The following is a 5,321-nucleotide window of genomic DNA, read 5'->3' as shown; positions in this document are numbered from 1 at the left end:
GGGGATGTGCAACCGGGCAGGGGAGGGGGGTGGGGAGGGGGCGAAGCCCCCTCCCCGCGAACGCGCGGCCCTAGGCCGATTCGAGCATTTTTTTGAAGTAGGGGATGGTTTTTTCCAGGCCCTCTTCGAGCTTGATGCCGGGTTCCCAGCCGAAGGCGGACCTGGCCAGGGTGATATCCGGGCGGCGCTGTTTGGGATCGTCTTCGGGAAGGGGCTTGAAGTCGATCTTGGATTTCGAGCCGGTGTGCTTGAGCACCAGTTCGGCCAACTCCAGGATGGTGAATTCCCCGGGGTTGCCCAGGTTGGCGGGCCCGGTGAAATCGTCGTCGGTGTTGTTCATGAGCCGCACAAAGCCCTCGATGAGGTCGTCCACATAGCAGAAGGAGCGGGTCTGCTCCCCTTTGCCGTAGACCGTGAGCGGCTTGCCCTGCAAGGCCTGGATGATGAAGTTGGAGACCACCCGGCCATCGTTGGGGTGCATGTTGGGGCCGTAGGTGTTGAAGATGCGGGCCACCTTGATGCGCAGCTTGTGCTGGCGGCGGTAGTCGAAAAACAGCGTCTCGGCGCAGCGTTTTCCTTCGTCGTAGCAGGAACGGAACCCGATGGGGTTGACGTTGCCCCAATAGGACTCGGGCTGGGGATGCACGGCCGGATCGCCGTAGACCTCGGAGGTCGAAGCCTGCATGATTTTGGCTTTGAGGCGTTTGGCCAGGCCCAGCATGTTGATGGCGCCATGCACGCTGGTCTTGGTGGTCTGCACGGGGTCGTGCTGGTAGTGGATGGGCGAGGCCGGGCAGGCCAGGTTGTAGATCTCGTCCACTTCAATAAACAACGGAAAGGTGATGTCGTGCCGCAGGAACTCGAAATTCGGGTTGCTTAAAAGATGCAGGATGTTCTGCTTGGAGCCGGTGAAACAATTGTCCAGGCACACGACTTCGCAGTTGTCGGCAAGGAGCCGTTCGCACAGGTGGGAGCCCAAAAAGCCCGCGCCGCCGGTGACCAAAACACGTTTTTTCAGATGCATGGCCGTTTATCCAGATGTGTTTGAAAGGTGCTGGGGAAAATCCCGGGGTCGCACATAATGCCGATTCTGCGCTTTGTAAACAGGGGAATCGTAAATCCCTTTTACAGCGGTTTCAGGGAAAGGGAAGGGGAAAATGCAGGGTCAGGACCAGGCCAGGGCCGCCCATTCCCCGGACAGGCGGACGACGGGTTCCGGCAGACCGGTGCGGCGATAGGCCGCCGCCACGGCGTCGGCCTGCTCGGCCAGGATGCCCGACAGGATGAGTGCGCCGCCCGGGGCCACACGCGCCGCGAGAAGGGGGGCCATGGCCGCCAGCGGCTGGGCCAGGATGTTGGCCGCCACCATGTCGAAGCGCTCCCCCGGGGCCAGGCAGTCCAGGCTGCCGGCGGCCGTGCGCATGGCCGAGGCCACGCCGTTGGCCTGTACGTTTTCGGCGGCGCAAAAAACGGCCTGGGGGTCGATGTCCAGCCCGATCCCGGAAAGCCCCAGGCGGCACAGGCCGATGCCCAGGATGCCCGAGCCCGTGCCCAGGTCCAGGAAGCGCATGCCGGGGGCGAGGCGGCCCGTCCCGGACATTTCGCCGAAGAGTTCCAGGCACAGGGCCGTGGTGGGGTGGTGGCCGGTGCCGAAGGCCATCTTGGGTTCGATGATGATGGGGGTGCGGTCGGCATGGCCCTCATGGACCAGCCAGGGCGGCAGCACCTCGAAGACCTCGCCCACGGCGATGGGGGTGAAAAAGGCCTTCCAGGCCGCGCCCCAATCCTCGCTGGCCACGGATTCGCGCCGGATGGCCAGTTGGGGCCAGGCGGCGGCCAGGGTGTCGGCCAGTTCGCGGCCGACCGGGTTGTCGTCCACATGGACGCGGAAGATGGCCCCCTCGGGGGTGTCCATCTCCTCCCAGCCCTGGGCCAGGCGCGGCGCAAGCCAGGCGGTGAGTTCCTCCCGGACGGGGTCCACGGGGTCGGGCAGGGTCTCTTCCACGAGGTCTCCCACCACCGGTGCCGCTCCGGGCAGGAAAATTTCCAGGCGCAACAAATCGCTCACAACGTGTTTCCTCGTAACGCGCGGTAAAAACGGGAGGACGGCGCGCGCGGCCGACTTAATATCGGGCCGCCATCACGCTGGCCGGGATGTTCAGAGGCTGCCCGATCTCCAGCCGGTCGGGGTTCACGGTGGCGTTGGCCTCAAGGATGCGCGTCACGCTCACGCCGAAACGGCGCGACAGGTTCCACAGGGTGTCGCCGTCGGCCACGCTGTAGGCCCGCACGGACCCTTCCTGGCGCACGCTGACCTCGATGGAGGCGTCGCGGCGTTCCCGTTCGGCCTTGGCGGCCTCGTGGGAGGGAATGGCCAGTTCGCTGCCGATCTCCAGACGCTGGGGGTCGATGCCCTGGTTGACGGCCAGGAGGTCGTCCACGCGCAGGCCATACCGGCGGGCCAGGGACCACAGGTTGTCGCCCTTGGCCACGGGCACGCGCACGGCGTCGGCGTCCTGGCGCTGGTCACGCCCCTTGGCCATGTCCGGAGCGGCTTCGGACGGGATGGTCAGAAGCTGGCCGATCTGAAGGCGCTTGGGGTTGACGCCGTCGTTGGCGGCCAAAAGCTGCTCCACGCTGACGCCGAAACGCTTGGCCACGGTCCAGGGGGTGTCGCCCCCGGCCACGGCATAGGCGGTGACGCCGTCCTGGCCCTGGACGACCTGTCCCGGGGCCGGGGCGCTTTGGGCCTGGCTCGGTGCGGACGGTTCGGGAATGGCCAGACGCTGTCCGGGCTGAAGCCGATCCGGGCGAACGCCAGCGTTGGCCTTCTTGAGATCCGAGACGCTGACGCCGAAGCGGCGGGCGATGCTCCACAGGTTGTCGCCGTCGGCCACGGCGTAGCCGCCGTCAATGCGAGTGGCGGGCGTGGCGGCGGCCGTTTCCGTCTGGGCTGGGGCAGTGGGCATGGCCAGGGTCTGCCCGGGCTGAAGCTTTTTGGGATCGCGCCCGGGATTGGCCGCGCGCAGATCCGACACCCGCACGCCCAGCCGTTTGGCCACGCTCCAGAAGTTGTCGCCCTGGGCCAGGACATGGGACGGGCCGTCTGCGGCCTGCGCCGTCCGGGCCGGGGTCTCGGTCGTGGGGGCGGCCTGGGCCATCTGGGTCTTGGCCGGAACGTATAAGAGCTGTCCCAGGGACAGCCGGTCGGGATCGATGGAGCTATTGGCCCGCACCAGCTCACGGGCGCTCACGCCGAGCTTTTTGGCCACGGTCCAGATGGAGTCGCCGGGCAGGACCGCATAGGTTCCTACGCTGGTCGCCGGGGCGGCCTGTTCCACCTGTTCCGCATGATCGTCCGCGCGGGGGGCGGCAGCCGGGACATCGTCGGCCAGGGCCAGGGCGGTCTGGGCCGGGGGCGTTTCGGGTGCGGCTGGTTGTTCGGACGGGATGGCGGCGGGCGCGGCAGCCGCAACCTCAACGGTGATGGTCTCCGCCTGGGGCGCGGCGGCGGGCGCCGGGAGGGTCAACACCTGCCCGGCGGCCAGCCGGTCGGGGTGCAGGCCTGGATTGGACGCGACCAGGGCGGCCATGGTGGTCCCGGCATTTTTGGCGACGAGCCACAGGGTTTCGCCGGAACGCACGGTGTGGCGTCCGGGGGCGTCGCCCGGGATATTCTCGGTTTGGGCGGCGGACGGGGCGGAGGTGTCGGGTTTGGCCGAGGCCACCTCGCGGGCGGCCACCGGACGCAGATGCGCGGCGTCGGCGAAAACCGTCCCGATCACCGAGGCGTCCAGGCCCATGGCGGGCAGGATGGTCTCCAGGCAGCGTGAGGCCAAAATCCGGGAGCCGGCCGGTGTGACATGCACCCCGTCGTCCAGGCGGATGGCGGTCATCTCGCCCGTTTCGGCGGCGGCCAGGGGCGCGAAACGTCCCTCGCCGTCGGCCAGGACGCTCCAGGCGTCGATGAAGGTGCAGCCTTCCTTGCCAGCGCACATGGCGGCCAGGGCGGCGTTGATGCGTTTGAGGTCGCGGGTGAGGGTGGCGTCGGCCATGACCGGCGCGCCGACCCAGAAAATCCTGGCCTGGGGGGCGTGGGCCCGGCAGGCGTCGGCCAAAAGCGCGGCCCGGGCGGCATAGGCCGCGTCCCAGGCGGGATCGGTGAAATAGATGGTGCGGCCATCCTCGGTGAGGATGTTTTTATTGTCGTTGGCCCCGATCATGACCACCACCACATCCGGCTCAAGGGTCGAGGCCAGCTTTGCCGCGTTTTTTTCCCAGTCGAAAAACTCCGGCTTGGCCAGACCGCTGGAAACCTTGCCCAGGCGGGTGAAGGCCACGTCCTGCCGTGCGGCGAACACGCGCTCCATCTCCTTGCCAAGCCCGATGGACAGGGAATCGCCGATCACGGCCACGGTGTGGGCCGGGGCGGTCCTGGTCACGGAAGAGGCTTCGGGCTCGGCCGAGACCGAGGCCAGAAGACGTCCGGGCAAAGGCGGCAGGGCCATGGCCACCATGAGGGCCAGGACAAGCAGATTTGGTCCTTTTCGATGCATGCGTCACCTCGACGATGCGGGCGCGATGTTCTCGCGCACTGATAATGCGGCAGGGCGCGCCAGATCCATGTGATCATTGCGCCATGGCGATTCCTGCTGCCGCAGTTTCACGAAACGGACGCCACGACGGGCGACGACGGCCTCGTCGGCCGGTCCACCGCCCGATAAAAAAGTATAACTATATAAATATGTTATACTGTGGCCCAGATGAATTGGGGCCAAACATCCATTCTGAACCCGCAGCCTAGCAAAAAAAGGGCTTTTTTCGCAAGGGGAGGGAACGGAAAAAATACCCGGGGCGTCCAAGGCCTTGATCAGCAAGAACCGGACCACTGTTTTGTCAGAAGGAAAAATAGATGAAGGGCAACACGCCGTCCGGGCCGAGCTTGAGGATGGCCGTGGCCGCAAGGCCCAGGGCCACGCCCTGGATCGGGGCGGGCAGGGGCCGCACCATGCGGTCGTAAAGCGCCTGGGCGTCAAAGCGCCAGATCTGGGAGGCCAGCACCAGTCCCGCCAGGATCACCGGAACCAGCGGGAGATGGCCGCCGGATGCGCCCTGGGGATCGAAGGCGGCCACCCGGGCCAGGATGTCCATGGCCTTGCCCGCATCCTCGGCCCCGAAAAACACCCAGGCCAGGGTCACGTAGGAAAAGGTGGCCACCCGCCCCGCGAACCGGGAGACGAAGGGGCCAAATCCCGCCACGGGAAGCGACGCGTCGCCGCGTCTGCGGGATTTGCGGTCGATGAACAGGTGTACGGCCACCA

General features: G+C 66.8%; 3 protein-coding genes and 1 pseudogene. All 4 read right to left on the bottom strand.

Annotation, left to right across the window (positions count from 1 at the left end; genetic code table 11):
* Positions 1-70 precede the first annotated feature (70 nt).
* A complete protein-coding gene (locus V3572_RS05515; RefSeq protein ID WP_332109983.1) occupies positions 71-1,024 on the bottom strand; it encodes a UDP-glucuronic acid decarboxylase family protein in 954 nt (317 codons plus the stop codon).
* A gap of 141 nt (positions 1,025-1,165) precedes the next feature.
* Positions 1,166-2,059 (bottom strand): 50S ribosomal protein L11 methyltransferase, encoded by an 894-nt coding sequence (locus V3572_RS05510; RefSeq protein WP_442877359.1) that lies wholly within the window; start codon positions 2,057-2,059, stop codon positions 1,166-1,168.
* Between the two features lie 64 nt (positions 2,060-2,123).
* Complete coding sequence (locus V3572_RS05505; RefSeq protein WP_332109981.1) at positions 2,124-4,556, bottom strand: DUF459 domain-containing protein; 2,433 nt, start codon at positions 4,554-4,556, stop codon at positions 2,124-2,126.
* A 340-nt stretch (positions 4,557-4,896) separates the two neighbouring features.
* Positions 4,897-5,321: pseudogene (locus tag V3572_RS05500) on the bottom strand (MBOAT family O-acyltransferase); the annotation flags it as partial.

Origin of the sequence: Desulfolutivibrio sp., assembly GCF_036584575.1 — a bacterium.
GTDB lineage: Bacteria > Desulfobacterota > Desulfovibrionia > Desulfovibrionales > Desulfovibrionaceae > Desulfolutivibrio.
Note: the sequence above shows the minus strand (reverse complement) of the source record. Positions and strands in the feature narration are given on the sequence as shown.